A 15151-nucleotide genomic window follows, 5' to 3' on the forward strand; every position below is an offset into this window, starting at 1 on the left:
CAAGCCAGCTCCCACAAAAGCGGGCTCCCACAGTTTGATTGGGTTTACACGGTCAGATCACGCCGCCTACCAACTGCTGGCTGTCACCAAAGGTCAGGTAGTCCACCAGTTCCGCCAACGGCAGCGGCTTGCTGATCAGGTAACCCTGGGCCTGATCACAGCCGAACAACCGCAGCAACGCCAGTTGTTCCGCGGTTTCCACACCCTCGGCCACCACTTCCAGGTTCAGGTTGTGGGCCAGGTTGATCATGGCGTGGACCAGCTTGCGGTTCTCTTCGCGCTCTTCCATACCGCCGACAAAGCTCTTGTCGATCTTGAGCAAAGCAATCGGCAGGCTGTTGAGGTGCACGAACGACGAGAAGCCGGTGCCGAAGTCATCCAGGGAAAAGCGCACGCCCAGCCGGCCGAGGGCGTCCATGGTCTGCTTGACCAGGTCGCTGCGGCGCATCACGGCGGTTTCCGTCAGCTCAAACTCAAGCCACTGGGCTTCCACGCCACGCTCGGCAATCAGCCGGCTGAGGGTGCTGAGCAATTGGCTGTCCTGGAACTGGCGGAACGACAGGTTGACCGCCATGTGCAGCGGCGCAATCCCGCGTTCGCGCAGGTCTTGCATGTCGCGCAGGGCCCGGGAGATCACCCAGTAACCCAGCGGCACGATCAACCCGCTTTGCTCGGCCAGCGGCACGAACTCGCTCGGCGGCAACAGGCCGCGCTCACCGTGGCGCCAACGCACCAGCGCCTCGAGGCCGACGATATGCCCGTCGTCGAGGTCCAGCCGGGGTTGGTAATGCAGCTCCAGTTCGTCACGGCGCAACGCGCGGCGCAGTTCGCTTTCAAGGTCGGCGAGGCTGCGGGCATTGCGGTTGATGCGTTCGTTGAAGATATGAAAGGTGCAGCCCTGGGTGCTCTTGGCTTGCTGCATGGCGATATGGGCGTGCCACATCAGCGGGTCGGCGCCGGCCTTGGCGCGGGCATGGGCCACGCCGAGGCTGCAGCCGATCAGCAGGCTTTCGCCATCGACCCAATACGGTTCGGCCATGGCTTCGACGATGCGCTCGGCCATCCATTCGGCGCGCTGGGGCGCACGGCGGGTGTCGATCAGCAGGGCGAACTCATCGCTGCCCAGGCGCGCCAGTTGATCGCCGGCCTCCAGCTGGCTCTTGAGCCGCGAGACCACTTGCAGGATCAGCCGGTCGCCGGCCTGGTGGCCGAGGGCGTCGTTGGCGTGGCGGAAGTTGTCCAGGTCGAGGTGACCGAGGGCGACGCCACGGCCGTCGTTTTCCGCCAACCGGGCGGTCAACAGGGTCTGGAAACCCTGGCGGTTGGCGATACCGGTCAGTGGGTCTTGCTCGGCCAGGCGTTGCAGGGTGTTTTCCAATACACCGCGCTCGCGCACATGCCGCAGGCAACGGCGCAATGTATCCACATCCAATGCATTCAGCACCAGCCAGTCGCTGACGCCGAGGGGCGAAACCAAAGGTTCCTCTTCCAACAGCAATACCGTTGGCAAGCTGCAACGACCGGGGCCGGGCTGAAGGTTGGCCGTGGTCAGCAACACCGCACTGTGATCGTCGTCGAACAGATTGCTCACAGACTCCCAGTTGGGTGCGCTGATCAACACGGCACCGATGCCCATCGGCGCCAGGCACTCGCGCAATAACGCTGCCCACGCTGGCTCATCGGCCAGTAGCAGCAAACGCAAGGGTTCGACAGGCGTAGACAAGCTAGCTCCCTAGACTCTGCAAAATTTCGTTGGCGGCGGGCATTATGACGTGCGACCCGATAATGACCAATGACAGGGCTTATCAAATACGCACTGCGCAGCTCTAGACCGAACAATAGTCCGAAATACCCTGCACATCCTGCGGCAAAGTAACAAAACCGGCAAATTTAGATCGAGTGGTACGTCACACTGTCGTTCAGAGGCAGCAGAATCTTGCCAGCCTGTTAAAATGCCCGCCCTTTTGATCAATGACTTCCTGAATTTCGTATGTCCCGACTCAATCCCCGGCAGCAAGAAGCCGTGAACTACGTCGGCGGCCCTCTATTGGTGCTCGCCGGTGCCGGTTCCGGCAAGACCAGCGTGATCACCCGCAAGATCGCGCACCTGATCCAGAGCTGCGGCATCCGTGCCCAGTACATCGTCGCCATGACCTTTACCAACAAGGCGGCGCGGGAGATGAAAGAGCGCGTCGGCACCCTGCTCAAGGGTGGCGAAGGCCGTGGCCTCACCGTGTGTACCTTCCACAACCTGGGGCTGAACATCATCCGCAAGGAGCACGTGCGGCTGGGCTACAAGCCGGGCTTCTCGATCTTTGACGAGACTGACGTCAAGGCGCTGATGACCGACATCATGCAGAAGGAATACGCGGGCGACGACGGCGTCGACGAGATCAAGAACATGATCGGCTCGTGGAAAAACGACCTGATCCTGCCCGCCGAAGCCCTGGAAGCTGCGCGCAACCCCAAGGAACAGACCGCCGCCATCGTCTACACCCACTACCAGCGCACGCTCAAGGCGTTCAACGCGGTGGACTTCGACGACCTGATCCTGCTGCCGGTAAAGCTGTTCCAGGAACACGCCGACATCCTCGAAAAGTGGCAGAACAAAGTCCGCTACCTGCTGGTGGACGAATACCAGGACACCAACGCCAGCCAATACCTGCTGGTGAAGTTGCTGATCGGCAAGCGCAACCAGTTCACCGTGGTGGGCGACGACGACCAGTCGATCTACGCCTGGCGCGGCGCCCGCCCGGAAAACCTGATGCTGCTCAAGGACGATTACCCATCCCTGAAAGTGGTGATGCTGGAGCAGAACTACCGCTCCACCAGCCGCATCCTGCGTTGCGCCAACGTGCTGATCTCCAACAACCCCCACGAGTTTGAAAAACAGCTGTGGAGCGAGATGGGCCATGGCGACGAGATCCGTGTGATCCGCTGCCGCAACGAAGACGCCGAAGCCGAGCGCGTGGCCGTCGAACTGCTCACGCTGCACCTGCGCACCGACCGGCCCTACAGCGATTTCGCGATCCTGTACCGCGGCAACTATCAGGCCAAGCTGATCGAGTTGAAGCTGCAGCACCACCAGATCCCTTATCGTCTGTCAGGCGGCAACAGCTTTTTCGGACGCCAGGAAGTGAAGGACCTGATGGCCTACTTCCGGCTGATCGTGAACCCGGACGACGACAACGCCTTCCTGCGGGTGATCAACGTCCCACGCCGGGAAATCGGTTCGACTACCCTGGAAAAGCTCGGCAACTACGCCACCGAACGCAAGATCTCGATGTACGCAGCCACCGACGAAATCGGCCTGGGCGAACACCTGGACACCCGCTTCACCGATCGCCTGGCGCGCTTCAAGCGTTTCATGGACAAGGTGCGCGAGCAGTGCGCCGGCGAAGATCCCATCAGCGCCCTGCGCAGCATGGTCATGGATATCGACTACGAGAACTGGCTGCGCACCAACAGCTCCAGCGACAAGGCCGCCGATTACCGCATGGGCAACGTGTGGTTTCTGATCGAGGCGTTGAAAAACACCCTGGAGAAGGACGAAGAAGGCGAGATGACCGTCGAGGACGCCATCGGCAAGCTGGTGTTGCGCGACATGCTTGAACGCCAGCAGGAAGAGGAAGACGGCGCCGAAGGCGTGCAGATGATGACCTTGCATGCGTCCAAGGGCCTGGAATTCCCCTACGTGTTCATCATGGGCATGGAAGAGGAAATCCTCCCGCACCGCTCCAGCATCGAAGCCGACACCATCGAGGAAGAACGGCGCCTGGCCTACGTGGGCATTACCCGCGCGCGTCAGACATTGGCCTTCACCTTTGCCGCCAAGCGCAAGCAGTACGGCGAAATCATCGATTGTGCCCCCAGCCGGTTCCTCGACGAACTGCCGCCGGACGACCTGGCGTGGGAAGGCAACGACGACACACCCACCGAAGTCAAAGCCGTTCGCGGCAACACCGCCCTGGCGGATATACGCGCGATGTTAAAGCGCTAGAATCGACTACTTTTTAATCTACTTTCGGCGCGTGTTGCGCCAACAGAGGAAGCTTTCCGTGGAAGCACTGCACAAAAAAATTCGCGAACAGGGCATCGTGCTTTCCGATCAGGTACTCAAGGTCGACGCCTTTCTGAACCACCAGATCGACCCGGCGCTGATGAAACTGATCGGCGACGAATTCGCTGCGTTGTTCAAGGATTCGGGGATCACCAAGATCGTCACCATCGAAGCCTCGGGCATTGCGCCAGCGATCATGACCGGCCTGAACCTGGGCGTGCCGGTGATTTTCGCCCGCAAGCAGCAGTCCCTGACCCTGACTGAAAACCTGCTGTCGGCCACGGTGTATTCCTTCACCAAGAAAACCGAAAGCACCGTGGCGATTTCCCCGCGCCACCTGACCAGCAGCGACCGCGTGCTGATCATCGATGACTTCCTGGCCAATGGTAAGGCGTCCCAGGCGCTGATCTCGATCATCAAGCAGGCCGGCGCGACCGTGGCTGGTTTGGGGATTGTGATCGAGAAGTCGTTCCAGGGCGGCCGTGCGGAGCTGGATGCGCAGGGTTACCGGGTTGAGTCGCTGGCGCGGGTGCAGTCGTTGGCGGGTGGGGTTGTGACCTTCATCGAGTAATCGATAACGCCTCAAATGCTGGGGTGAGCACAGTTCAAAATGTGGGAGCTGGCTTGCCTGCGATGCAGGCACCTCGGTACTTCATTCATACCGAGTTGATGCTATCGCAGGCAAGCCAGCTCCCACAAAAGCCAGCTCCCACATTTGATTTGTGGTGTTTGTTAGTGCGCGGTGGCCTGTAGGCCGGCGAGCAGCAGCCGCTGGTACAGGTCCTCTTTCAACCCCTCCGGCTTATCCAGCCGCATCCGCACCAAGTGCTCGGGAAACGCCTCCGGCTCCGGTGCATCCAGCGCCGCCTTGCCCAACTCCAGAATCTCCGTCAGCTTGAATTTGCTCTTGAGCCAGTTCAATGCCCGCAACAAATCCCGCTCTTCCTCGGTGAAATCACTACCCAGCGGATACTCCGGGAACAACCGTGGATGCCGCGCCTGAATCCCCTGCAAACGCTCCGGCGTGTTGTCGGCAAAGCGCGGATCCAGCTGGAAATCCTTCGGCAACTTCCCGGCTTTTTGCGCCTGTTCGATCAAGTCGTCCTGGAAGCGCGAGTCGGTGATGTTCAGCAGCCTTTCAATCACCTTGGCATCGGTCTGCCCACGCAAATCCGCGATCCCGTATTCGGTGATGACGATGTCTCGCAGGTGCCGGGGAATGGTGCAGTGGCCGTACTCCCAGACGATATTGGAGCTGACCTCGCCGCCTGATTCGCGCCAGCTGCGCAGGATCAGGATCGAACGCGCGCCTTCCAGCGCATGGCCCTGGGCAACAAAGTTGTATTGGCCGCCCACGCCGCTGAGCACGCGACCGTCTTCCAACTGGTCGGCCACGCCCGCGCCCATCAGGGTCACGGTAAACGCACTATTGATAAACCGCGCATCCAGGCGCTGCAAACGCTTGAGTTCTTCCTGCCCGTACAGCTCGTTGATGTAGCTGATGCGGGTCATGTTGAATTCCAGGCGCTTGCTCTGGGGCAAGTCCCGCAGGCGCTCGTAGAAACTGCGCGGCCCGAGGAAGAAGCCGCCGTGCACCGATATCCCGTCGGTCTGCGCCGCTTCGTCCAGAGTGCCGGCGTTGGCCCGCTCCTGGGTCGCCACGTCCGGGTACACTTTGCGCCGCACAATCCCGGCATCGGCCAGCACCAGCAGGCCGTTGACGAACATTTCACTGCAACCGTACAGGCCACGGGCAAAGGGCGCGACGCCGCCTTCATGGCTGATCAGCGGCGCCCATTGGTACACATCCAGGTCGGTCAACAGCAGGCGATACGCCTCATTGTCCGCCTGGCGCGCCAGCAAGGCGGCGGTCAGTGCGTCGCCCATGGAACCAATGCCGATCTGCAAGGTGCCGCCGTCGCGCACCAGGGTGCTGGCGTGCAAACCGATAAAGTGATCCTGGAAACCCACCGGCATGTTCGGGGTGGAAAACAGCGTGGTGCTGTCCTTCTCGTCGATCAGGAAGTCGAATGCGTCCATGCCCAACTCGGCATCGCCGGGCATGTAGGGCAAATCACTGTGAACCTGGCCCACCACCAGAATGGTCTCACCGGCCTCACGGCGCTTGGCGATCATCGGCAACAGGTCGAGGGTGATGTCGGGGTTGCAGCTCAGGCTCAGGCGGTCCGGGTGTTCGGCGCTGCTGGCAACCAGTTGCGCGACAAGGTTCAGGCCGGCAGCGTTGATATCACGGGCGGCGTGGCTGTAGTTGCTGCTGACGTAATCCTGCTGGGCCGAAAGGCTGTGGAGCAAACTGCCGGGCTGCATGAAGAACTGCTGCACGTGAATGTTGGATGGCAGGTTGTCCTTGCGCAGGGCGGCAAGGAAATCCAGCTCGGGATAATCACCAAAAACCCGCTCAATAAAGGGTTCCAGAAAGCGCTTCTGCAAACCATCGCCCAAGGTCGGGCGACCCAGGGCCAATGCGGTGTAGATCGTCAGCGCCCGGTCCGGCAGCTTGGCGATGCGCCGGTACAGCGCATTGACGAACAGGTTGGGTTTGCCCAGGCCCAGGGGCATGCCCATGTGAATATGCGCCGGCAACCGTGCCAGTACGTCGTCGACCGCTTGCTCGATTGAACACAACTGCACCATCCGACTTCTCCCGAACATTCCATGAATTGGGGTTGGACCGAGCTTGCCGGGTCTTTGCTGCAAAGAACAGCCTCAAAAGGCAAATCGCAGGCACAAAAAAGCCGCTGGTCAGCGGCTTTTTTGGCGAAGATCGGTTTATTTCAGACCCGACATCTTCTCGATCGCGCCTTTGAGCTCGGCATCCGAGCAATCGGCACAGGTGCCTTTTGGCGGCATGGCGTTCAGGCCGGTGATGGCCTTGGCCAGCAGGCCGTCGAGGCCACCCTGGTGGTCTGCGCGGTCTTTCCAGGCGGCGGTATCACCGATTTTCGGTGCGCCCAACAGGCCGGTACCGTGGCAAGCGTTGCAGTGTTTGGCGATCACGTCATCCGGCGATTTCGCGCCACCGCCGCCGCCCGCGGCCACGGCGACTTCCATCCCCTTGCACTCTTGCCCCTGGACACACACCTGGCCGACAGGCTCCAGGCGTTTGGCAATTTCATCATTGGTCGCAGCTTGAGCGCTGACGGCCCATAGGGCCAGTACGGTTGCTGGTGCAGCCAGCATTTTCATAATTAGGTTCACGCGTTCACCCTCAATGGTGGCTATTCACGCCTGCGGCCACGGTTTCGCAGGCGGCGAAAGTATAACGGTTAGCCCGCCCCGCCGAAACAACCCTATTAACCAAGGGGAGATTCAGCATGGCGGAATGCTGCTACGGGAGTCTCTGCGACGTAGGCAGGACGCCTCTTTTCTTAAAAGTTCGCGGGTGTGGCTGCGCTGATTAGTCGCGCCGGCACTTCGAACGGATTGCGAAAACGATGCGGCTTGGTGCTTTCAAAGTAGTAGCTATCGCCGGCTTCGAGCACAAAAGTTTCAAGGCCCACCACCAGCTCCAGGCGACCTTCCACCAGGATCCCGGTTTCCTCGCCCTCATGGGTGAGCATCTCTTCGCCGGTATCAGCACCTGGCGGGTAGATCTCGTTGAGGAACGCAATCGCACGGCTCGGATGCGCGCGGCCCACCAGTTTCATGGTGACGGCGCCGTCGGAGATGTCGATCAGCTCATTGGCTTTATAGACGATCTGGGTCGGTTTTTCCTGGAGGATCTCCTCGGAAAAGAACTCCACCATCGACATGGGGATGCCGCCCAGCACCTTGCGCAAGGAGCTGATGGAGGGGCTGACACTGTTTTTTTCGATCATCGAAATGGTGCTGTTGGTGACGCCCGCGCGCTTGGCAAGCTCACGCTGGGAAAGACCTTTCAGTTTACGGATGGATTGCAGTCGTTCGCCGACGTCCAATGCAGGAGCCTCCTAGGATTCAGGCGTTGTTGTAATTGAGCGTTATCATGGCGACAGCGTTCAGTATTTACAACACTTTGGCCTAAATCCCGGGATCTGCCATTCGTGGGTGCCGCTCAAGCGCCGGAATAGAGCCGTGGCACCCGGCGCAGGTTGCAGAATATCTGGTAGGGAATGGTGTCGGCGGCGGTGGCGACGTCACTGGCGAGGATGTTTTTGCCCCACAATTCGACGGTGGAACCGAGCCCGGCCTGGGGCACGTCCGTCAGGTCGATACACAGCATGTCCATCGACACCCGGCCCAGCAACTGGCTGCGCTGGCCGGCCACCAGCACCGGCGTGCCGGTCGGGGCGTGACGCGGGTAGCCATCGGCGTAACCCATGGCAACCACGCCGATGCGCATCGGCTTCGGGGTGATGAACTTCGCGCCGTAACCCACCGGCTCGCCGGCCGGCAGTTCACGTACGCAGATGACTTTCGATTCCAGGGTCATCACCGGCTGCAAACGCGCGGCGATGGCCTGGTCTTCGCCAAACGGCGTGGCGCCGTAGAGCATGATGCCCGGGCGTACCCAGTCGCTGGAAACGTTCGGCCAGCCCAGCACCGACGGCGAATTGCGCAGGCTGACCTGAGCCGACAAGCCCTGGCGCGCCGCTTCAAACACCGCCACTTGTTCGTCGCTGCTGGTGCTGTCCAGCTCGTCGGCACGGGCGAAGTGGCTCATCAGCACGATCTTCGCGACCTTGCCGCTGGCCAGCAGGCGCTGGTAGGCGTCGTGATAGTCCTTGGGGTGCAAGCCAACACGGTGCATGCCGGAATCGAGCTTGAGCCAGACGGTCAGCGGTTTGCTGAGGGGCGCCTGTTCAATCGCGTCCAGTTGCCACAGCGAATGCACCACGCACCACAAATCATGCTCGATGATCAGCGGCAGTTCGTCGGCTTCGAAAAACCCTTCGAGCAACAGCACCGGCCCGCGAATCCCGGCGGCCCGCAGTTCCAGCGCTTCCTCGATGCACGCCACCGCAAACCCGTCCGCCTCGGCTTCCAGCGCCTGGGCAACACGCACGGCACCATGCCCGTAGGCATCGGCCTTGATCACGGCGAGGGCTTTCGCTCCGGCCGTGACTTCACGGGCCAGTTGGTAGTTATGGCGCAGGGCTTGGAGGTCGATCAGGGCACGGGCAGGACGCATGGCGGCGGGCTTCTAGGCGGCAGTGGGAAGAAAAAACCGGTACCCGCTGACAACGCAGGCACCGGGAGAGGATTTTTTGCTTAAGGCAGAGCGGCCACAACAGACAGCTCAACCAGGATTTCCGGTTCGCAGAGTTTCGCTTCAACCGTGGCACGGGCCGGCGCGACGCCTTTTGGCAGCCACTTGTCCCATACCGCGTTCATCCCGGCGAAGTCCGCGTCGATGTCTTTCAGGTAGATGGTCACCGACAGCAACTTGCTCTTGTCGGTACCGGCCAGGTCCAGCAAACGCTCGATATTGACCAGGGTTTCGCGGGTCTGCTGTTCAATCCCGGCGCTCATGTCGTCGCCGACTTGCCCCGCCAGATACACGGTACCGCTGTGGACAACGATCTGGCTCATGCGCTCATTGGTGAGCTGGCGCTGGATTGACATGTTTTGCGGACTCCTGGTGGTTGCCGTAACGGGAAATATCGAGGCCTTCGGCACTGATCTGCGGCGTTTTCTTCGCCATCAGGTCGGCCAGCAAACGACCAGAGCCACAGGCCATGGTCCAGCCGAGGGTGCCGTGGCCGGTGTTCAGGAACAGGTTTTTGAACGGGGTGGCCCCCACGATCGGCGTGCCGTCCGGGGTGGTCGGGCGCAGGCCGGTCCAGAAACTGGCCTGGCTCAAATCACCGCCCTGAGGATAAAGGTCGTTGACGATCATCTCCAGGGTTTCCCGCCGGCGCGGGTTCAGCGACAGGTCAAAACCGGCTATTTCAGCCATGCCACCGACGCGGATGCGGTTGTCGAAACGGGTGATCGCGACCTTGTAGGTCTCATCGAGAATGGTCGAGGTCGGGGCCATCGCCGCATTGGTGATCGGCACGGTCATCGAGTAACCCTTGAGCGGGTACACCGGCGCCTTGATCCCCAGCGGCTTGAGCAGTTTCGGCGAGTAGCTGCCGAGGGCCAGCACGTAGCGGTCGGCGGTTTCCAGCTTGCCGTCGATCCACACGCCGTTGATGCGGTCACCGGCGTAGTCCAGGCGCTGGATATCTTGCTCGAAGCGGAATTCGACACCCAGTTGCTTGCACATGTCGGCAAGGCGGGTGGTAAACATCTGACAGTCGCCGGTCTGGTCGTTCGGCAGGCGCAGGGCACCGGCGAGGATATCGGTGACGCTGGCCAGGGCCGGTTCGACGCGGGCAATGCCGGCGCGGTCCAGCAGCTCGTAGGGCACGCCAGACTCTTTCAGTACCGCGATGTCCTTGGCAGCACCATCCAGCTGGGCCTGGGTGCGGAACAGCTGGGTAGTCCCCAGGGTGCGGCCTTCGTAGGCGATACCGGTTTCAGCGCGCAGTTCGTCAATGCAGTCACGGCTGTACTCGGACAGGCGCACCATGCGCTCCTTGTTCACCGCATACCGGCTGGCGGTGCAGTTGCGCAGCATCTGCGCCATCCACAGGTATTGGTCGATGTCGGCGGTGGCCTTGATCGCCAGAGGCGCGTGGCGCTCCAGCAGCCACTTGATGGCCTTGAGCGGCACCCCCGGCGCGGCCCATGGCGAGGCGTAGCCCGGCGAGATCTGCCCGGCGTTGGCAAAACTGGTCTCCATGGCCACGGCCGGTTGACGGTCGACCACGACCACTTCAAAACCAGCTCGTGCCAAATAGTAGGCACTGGCCACGCCAATGACACCGCTACCCAAGACCAGAACGCGCATTTTTATTCCCTCATCACGGCTTGACCGCTGACGTTTGTTGTTCAGCACAAAGATGTGGGCAGTATAAAAAGCAATCGCCAGTGCATTTCACTATATAACTGCCTATATTTGGCGACAATTCTCGGCAAAAACCCTTTTCACGGAGGAGCATCCCCTATGCGGACCAACACTCAGACCAAGCGGGAGCTGGACAAGATCGACCGCAACATCCTGCGCATCCTGCAGGCAGACGGGCGGATTTCGTTTACTGAGCTGGGGGAAAAGGTTGGCCTGTCGACCACGCCGTGCACCGAGCGGGTCCGGCGCCTGGAGCGCGAAGGGATCATCATGGGCTACAACGCCCGGCTCAATCCGCAGCATTTGAAGGGCAGTTTGCTGGTGTTTGTCGAGATCAGCCTCGACTACAAGTCTGGCGACACCTTTGAAGAATTCCGACGCGCCGTGCTGAAGCTGCCCCATGTACTGGAGTGTCACCTCGTGTCCGGGGACTTCGACTATCTGGTGAAAGCGCGGATTTCAGAGATGGCGTCGTACCGCAAATTGCTCGGCGATATCCTGCTCAAGCTGCCCCATGTGCGGGAGTCCAAGAGCTATATCGTGATGGAAGAGGTGAAGGAGAGTTTGAACCTGCCGATCCCGGATTAAGCGCTAGACCAGCACTTGCCGCGTGCTCGCCATGTATTCGTGAATCTGCTTTTCCACTCTTGGATGGATCAACTCCACCGGCCGGCGGTCATTCGGGCAAGGCAAGGTCGGCGTGGTGCCGAACAGGCGGCAAATCAGCGGGCGCTCGTCGTACACCGTGCAGCCATTGGGGCCCAGGTGCACGCAGTTGAGTTCATCCATCGCCGCTTCCTGCTCGGCGGCGGTCTTGCGCGGCAGGCGCGACATTTCCTCAGTGGAAGTGGTCACCGGCCCACAGCAGTCATGGCAACCCGGGACGCACTCGAACGAGGGAATCTGGCGGCGCAGCGCGTTGACTTTCTGACTGTTGCAACTCATCGACACAGGGACCGAACGGCGAATAGGCGTGGATTCTGCCCTAAAAGCCCCCGGTGAGACAGCTTCGCCCGACCGCTGTATCCTGCGTCAAATTTTCCAAACAGGGATGCTCCCCATGACCGCCAGCGCCCGGCACGCCAATTCCTACTACGCAGCCAGCAGTTTCCCGCAGCCCGATTATCCGGTGCTGACAGGTGAAATCGTGGCCGATGTGTGCGTGGTCGGCGGCGGCTTTTCGGGGCTGAATACCGCTCTGGAACTGGCCGAGCGGGGCCTCAGCGTGGTCCTGCTGGAGGCCCGCAAAATCGCCTGGGGCGCCAGCGGGCGCAACGGCGGGCAGTTGATTCGCGGCGTAGGCCATGGCCTGGATCAATTCACCAACGTCATCGGCACCGATGGCGTGCGCCAGATGAAACTGATGGGCCTGGAAGCCGTGGAAATCGTGCGCCAGCGAGTCGAGCGCTCGCAGATCGCCTGCGACCTGACCTGGGGCTACTGCGACTTGGCCAACAAGCCCCGCGACCTTGAACACCTGGCCGCCGACGCCGAAGAGCTGCAAGGCCTCGGCTATCGCCATGAAGTGCGCCTGCTGCAAGCCAGCGAGATGCGCAGCGTGATTGGCTCCAACCGCTATGTGGGCGGCATGATCGACATGGGTTCCGGCCACCTGCACCCGCTGAACCTGGCCCTCGGCGAGGCGGCTGCGGCACAGCAGTTGGGCGTGCAGTTGTTCGAGCATTCCGCGGCGGTGCGCATCGATTACGGCCCGGAGGTCAACGTGCATACCGCCCAAGGCAATGTGCGCGCCAAGACCCTGGTGCTGGGCTGCAACGCCTATCTGAACGGCCTCAACCCGCATTTGAGCGGCAAGGTGCTGCCTGCCGGCAGCTACATCATCGCCACCGAGCCCTTGAGCGAAGCACAGGCAGCCGAGTTGCTGCCGCAAAACATGGCGGTGTGTGACCAGCGGGTGACGGTGGACTACTTCCGGCTGTCAGCCGACCGACGCTTGCTGTTCGGCGGTGCCTGCCATTATTCCGGTCGGGATCCGAAGGACATAGGCGCCTATATGCGTCCGAAAATGCTGCAGGTGTTCCCACAGCTGGCCAACGTGAACATCGATTACCAGTGGGGCGGCATGATCGGCATCGGTGCCAACCGCCTGCCGCAGATTGGCCGCCTGGCCGACCAGCCCAACGTATATTTCGCCCAGGCCTATGCCGGCCACGGCCTCAATGCCACACACCTGGCAGGCAGGCTGCTGGGAGAAGCTATCAGCGGCCAGCAAAGCGGGCGGTTTGATCTGTTTGCCAAGGTGCCGCACATCACCTTCCCGGGCGGCAAGCACTTGCGCTCGCCGCTGTTGGCCTTGGGAATGCTCTGGCACCGGTTGAAAGAGCTGGTCTGAATCAACCGCGCCAGAAGGGTTTCAACCCTTCCCGGCGTGCCTGTTCGGCGCTCAGGCCCACGTCACGCAGTTGCTCCGGGGTCAGTTCCAGCAAGGTCTTGCGCGTGTGTATGCGGTGCCAGAACAGCGCCCATGAACTGAATGCGCAGGCCGCGGTGCGCGCCACCATGCGCCGCTCCTGCCCGGCTTCCAGTTCCTGACTGTGTAACGCCAACCGCACATCGCTCAAACCGCTCATTTTCCTGCCCCTCATTTACGCATTGCCATGAGTCCGTAGGATGAGCCGGCGGGCGAAACCATGACAGATTCAACCATCTAGTATTAAATCCATACAGAACCTGCCTATCTGCGGCTGAATCCTGTATTTTCAGGCTATCTGTACTGGTCACCAGGAAGTATCGCCATGACGCTATACGTCAACCTCGCCGAACTGTTGGGCACGCGCATCGAGCAGGGCTTCTATCGCCCGGGGGATCGATTGCCGTCGGTGCGGGCCTTGAGTGTGGAGCACGGGGTCAGCCTGAGCACCGTGCAGCAGGCCTATCGTGTGCTGGAAGACAATGGCCTGGCGATGCCCAAACCCAAGTCCGGCTACTTCGTGCCGGTAGGCCGCGACTTGCCGGCCCTGCCCGCCGTAGGCCGCCCGGCCCAGCGCCCGGTGGAGATTTCCCAGTGGGACCAGGTGCTGGAGCTGATCCGCGCAGTGCCACGCAAAGACACCATACAGTTGGGCCGTGGCATGCCGGATGTATTGTCGCCAACCATGAAACCCTTGCTGCGCAGCCTGGCGCGGATCAGTCGACGCCAGGACATGCCGGGGCTGTATTACGACACCATCCACGGCAACCTGGACCTGCGCGAACAGATTGCCCGCCAGATGCTCGATTCAGGCTGCCAACTGACGCCCCAGGACCTGGTGATCACCACCGGCTGCCACGAGGCGCTGTCCGCGAGCATCCACGCGATTTGCGAGCCCGGCGACATTGTTGCCGTCGACTCGCCAAGCTTCCACGGCGCCATGCAAACCCTGAAGGGCCTGGGCATGAAGGCCCTGGAAATCCCCACCGACCCGCTCACCGGCATCACCCTGGACGCGCTGGAGCTGGCCTTGGAACAGTGGCCGATCAAGGTCATACAGCTGACCCCCAACTGCAACAACCCGCTGGGCTACATCATGCCGGAGTCGCGTAAACGCGCTCTGCTGACCCTGGCCCAGCGTTTTGACGTGGCCATCATCGAAGACGATGTGTATGGAGAATTGGCCTACAGCTACCCGCGTCCACGCACCATAAAATCCTTCGACGAAGATGGCCGCGTCGTACTGTGCAGCTCCTTCTCGAAAACCCTGGCGCCCGGGCTGCGGATCGGCTGGGTTGCACCCGGTCGTTACCTGGAGCGCGTGCTACACATGAAATACATCAGCACCGGTTCTACCGCGACCCAGCCGCAGATCGCCATTGCCGAATTCCTCAAGAACGGGCATTTCGAACCGCATTTGCGGCGGATGCGTACCCAATACCAGCGTAATCGCGACTTGATGCTCGATTGGGTCAGCCGCTACTTCCCGGCGGGCACCCGTGCCAGCCGTCCCCAGGGCAGCTTCATGCTGTGGGTGGAGTTGCCCGAAGGCTTCGACACCTTGAAGCTCAACCGGGTATTGGTGGATGAAGGTGTACAGATTGCTGTGGGAAGCATCTTTTCCGCGTCCGGCAAGTACAGGAACTGCCTGCGCATGAACTACGCTGCCAAGCCAACGCCACAAATCGAAGAAGCTGTGCGCAAGGTCGGTGCAACTGCCATCAGGATGCTGGCCGAAACAGTGGACTGACCTTTCTCGGGAAAT

14 protein-coding genes are annotated in these 15151 nt (G+C 61.2%); 5 read left to right on the forward strand and 9 right to left on the reverse strand.

Translation table 11 applies throughout. The features are described from left to right. Positions 1-52 precede the first annotated feature (52 nt). On the reverse strand, positions 53-1723 hold the full coding sequence (locus V3W39_RS09075) for a putative bifunctional diguanylate cyclase/phosphodiesterase (protein WP_177043731.1): 1671 nt from the start codon (positions 1721-1723) through the stop codon (positions 53-55). A gap of 267 nt (positions 1724-1990) precedes the next feature. Between V3W39_RS09075 and rep the strand changes: the two genes are divergently transcribed. Then, positions 1991-4000 carry a DNA helicase Rep gene (rep, locus tag V3W39_RS09080; RefSeq protein ID WP_008439414.1) on the forward strand — a complete coding sequence of 670 codons (2010 nt, stop codon included), beginning with the start codon at positions 1991-1993 and terminating at the stop codon, positions 3998-4000. A 58-nt stretch (positions 4001-4058) separates the two neighbouring features. Beyond that, positions 4059-4631: a xanthine phosphoribosyltransferase gene (locus V3W39_RS09085; protein ID WP_177043730.1), complete on the forward strand. Its 573-nt coding sequence runs from the start codon at positions 4059-4061 to the stop codon at positions 4629-4631. A 161-nt stretch (positions 4632-4792) separates the two neighbouring features. Here the strand turns inward: V3W39_RS09085 and V3W39_RS09090 are convergent, their stop codons facing one another. From V3W39_RS09090 to dadA, 6 genes are all read right to left on the reverse strand, one after another. After that, positions 4793-6715 (reverse strand): acetyl-CoA hydrolase/transferase C-terminal domain-containing protein, encoded by a 1923-nt coding sequence (locus V3W39_RS09090; protein ID WP_330212516.1) that lies wholly within the window; start codon positions 6713-6715, stop codon positions 4793-4795. Positions 6716-6850: 135 nt separating this feature from the next. Then, on the reverse strand, positions 6851-7267 hold the full coding sequence (locus V3W39_RS09095; RefSeq protein ID WP_003208757.1) for a c-type cytochrome: 417 nt from the start codon (positions 7265-7267) through the stop codon (positions 6851-6853). Positions 7268-7449: 182 nt separating this feature from the next. Continuing rightward, positions 7450-7998 carry a cupin domain-containing protein gene (locus tag V3W39_RS09100; protein ID WP_003208755.1) on the reverse strand — a complete coding sequence of 183 codons (549 nt, stop codon included), beginning with the start codon at positions 7996-7998 and terminating at the stop codon, positions 7450-7452. 116 nt (positions 7999-8114) lie between these two features. Next, entirely contained in the window at positions 8115-9191 is a 1077-nt protein-coding gene (gene alr / locus V3W39_RS09105) for an alanine racemase (protein WP_177043728.1), read from the reverse strand. A gap of 80 nt (positions 9192-9271) precedes the next feature. Then, positions 9272-9625 carry a RidA family protein gene (locus tag V3W39_RS09110; RefSeq protein ID WP_046034864.1) on the reverse strand — a complete coding sequence of 118 codons (354 nt, stop codon included), beginning with the start codon at positions 9623-9625 and terminating at the stop codon, positions 9272-9274. Beyond that, positions 9597-10898 (reverse strand): D-amino acid dehydrogenase, encoded by a 1302-nt coding sequence (gene dadA / locus V3W39_RS09115; protein WP_063033857.1) that lies wholly within the window; start codon positions 10896-10898, stop codon positions 9597-9599. The genes V3W39_RS09110 and dadA overlap by 29 nt, the downstream gene beginning before the upstream one ends. A gap of 156 nt (positions 10899-11054) precedes the next feature. Between dadA and V3W39_RS09120 the strand changes: the two genes are divergently transcribed. After that, positions 11055-11543 (forward strand): Lrp/AsnC ligand binding domain-containing protein, encoded by a 489-nt coding sequence (locus V3W39_RS09120; RefSeq protein ID WP_003206849.1) that lies wholly within the window; start codon positions 11055-11057, stop codon positions 11541-11543. 3 nt (positions 11544-11546) lie between these two features. Here V3W39_RS09120 and V3W39_RS09125 read toward each other — a convergent pair whose 3' ends face one another. Next, positions 11547-11900 carry a YkgJ family cysteine cluster protein gene (locus tag V3W39_RS09125; RefSeq protein ID WP_177043727.1) on the reverse strand — a complete coding sequence of 118 codons (354 nt, stop codon included), beginning with the start codon at positions 11898-11900 and terminating at the stop codon, positions 11547-11549. 115 nt (positions 11901-12015) lie between these two features. Here V3W39_RS09125 and V3W39_RS09130 point away from each other — a divergent pair, with 115 nt between their 5' ends. After that, complete coding sequence (locus V3W39_RS09130; RefSeq protein ID WP_177079175.1) at positions 12016-13308, forward strand: NAD(P)/FAD-dependent oxidoreductase; 1293 nt, start codon at positions 12016-12018, stop codon at positions 13306-13308. 1 nt (position 13309) lies between these two features. Here the strand turns inward: V3W39_RS09130 and V3W39_RS09135 are convergent, their stop codons facing one another. Further along, positions 13310-13546 (reverse strand): DUF1127 domain-containing protein, encoded by a 237-nt coding sequence (locus tag V3W39_RS09135; protein WP_177079174.1) that lies wholly within the window; start codon positions 13544-13546, stop codon positions 13310-13312. 165 nt (positions 13547-13711) lie between these two features. Here V3W39_RS09135 and V3W39_RS09140 point away from each other — a divergent pair, with 165 nt between their 5' ends. Then, the gene (locus V3W39_RS09140; RefSeq protein ID WP_330212517.1) at positions 13712-15136 is read left to right on the forward strand and encodes an aminotransferase-like domain-containing protein; all 1425 of its coding nucleotides are present in this window, start codon (positions 13712-13714) and stop codon (positions 15134-15136) included. The last annotated feature ends 15 nt before the right edge of the window (positions 15137-15151 follow it).

The sequence above is a fragment of the Pseudomonas sp. Z18(2022) genome (assembly GCF_036346535.1).
GTDB classification, from domain to species: domain Bacteria; phylum Pseudomonadota; class Gammaproteobacteria; order Pseudomonadales; family Pseudomonadaceae; genus Aquipseudomonas; species Aquipseudomonas yamanorum_A.

What these genes read in the sequence shown, in the direction of transcription:
- rep (WP_008439414.1), top strand. Translation starts at nt 1,991, where the DNA reads ATGTCCCGACTCAATCCCCGGCAGCAAGAAGCCGTGAACTACGTCGGC.
- V3W39_RS09090 (WP_330212516.1), bottom strand. Translation starts at nt 6,715, where the DNA reads ATGGTGCAGTTGTGTTCAATCGAGCAAGCGGTCGACGACGTACTGGCA.
- V3W39_RS09095 (WP_003208757.1), bottom strand. Translation starts at nt 7,267, where the DNA reads ATGAAAATGCTGGCTGCACCAGCAACCGTACTGGCCCTATGGGCCGTC.
- alr (WP_177043728.1), bottom strand. Translation starts at nt 9,191, where the DNA reads ATGCGTCCTGCCCGTGCCCTGATCGACCTCCAAGCCCTGCGCCATAAC.
- V3W39_RS09110 (WP_046034864.1), bottom strand. Translation starts at nt 9,625, where the DNA reads ATGTCAATCCAGCGCCAGCTCACCAATGAGCGCATGAGCCAGATCGTT.
- dadA (WP_063033857.1), bottom strand. Translation starts at nt 10,898, where the DNA reads ATGCGCGTTCTGGTCTTGGGTAGCGGTGTCATTGGCGTGGCCAGTGCC.
- V3W39_RS09120 (WP_003206849.1), top strand. Translation starts at nt 11,055, where the DNA reads ATGCGGACCAACACTCAGACCAAGCGGGAGCTGGACAAGATCGACCGC.
- V3W39_RS09125 (WP_177043727.1), bottom strand. Translation starts at nt 11,900, where the DNA reads ATGAGTTGCAACAGTCAGAAAGTCAACGCGCTGCGCCGCCAGATTCCC.
- V3W39_RS09130 (WP_177079175.1), top strand. Translation starts at nt 12,016, where the DNA reads ATGACCGCCAGCGCCCGGCACGCCAATTCCTACTACGCAGCCAGCAGT.
- V3W39_RS09135 (WP_177079174.1), bottom strand. Translation starts at nt 13,546, where the DNA reads ATGAGCGGTTTGAGCGATGTGCGGTTGGCGTTACACAGTCAGGAACTG.
- V3W39_RS09140 (WP_330212517.1), top strand. Translation starts at nt 13,712, where the DNA reads ATGACGCTATACGTCAACCTCGCCGAACTGTTGGGCACGCGCATCGAG.